This is a genomic window from Halomonas sp. MCCC 1A11062, from assembly GCF_021404355.1.
Lineage (GTDB): Bacteria > Pseudomonadota > Gammaproteobacteria > Pseudomonadales > Halomonadaceae > Halomonas > Halomonas aerodenitrificans.
Map to the genome: position 1 here is coordinate 1 of NZ_JABFTW010000072.1, position 381 is coordinate 381.

General features: G+C 62.5%; 1 protein-coding gene. It reads left to right on the plus strand.

Annotated features, from left to right (window positions below; all coding sequences use genetic code 11):
* Positions 1 to 18: 18 nt before the first annotated feature.
* Positions 19 to 381: transposase (locus HOP58_RS22845; protein ID WP_234261926.1), on the plus strand; the 363-nt coding region annotated here is incomplete at its 3' end.

Below are 381 nucleotides of genomic sequence, written 5' to 3' on the forward strand. Positions count from 1 at the left end.
GAGAAAGCCGAGTTCGTCATGGCAACCGATATCCTCCGCTCGATCGATGACATCCTGTCGGCATTGACGCGTGAGCGGGATCGTCTCCAGCGGGAGATCGATGACCACCTCGATCAGCACCCTGGCTTGAAGCAGGATCGCGCCTTGCTACAAACGATTCCCGGCGTTGGCCCTGCGGTATCTCTCCGACTGTTGGCGATGCTGCGTAGCCGTGCTTTCGAAAGCGCCCGCCAGGCGGCGGCGTTTGCGGGGCTCGTGCCCGTCAGTTGGGAATCGGGTAGCTCCGTACGCGGGCGTCCCCGCTTGTCGAAAGCCGGCAATCCGAAACTACGGCAGAGCCTGTACATGGCAGCCGTCGTTGGGCTGAGGCGGAATCCCGAT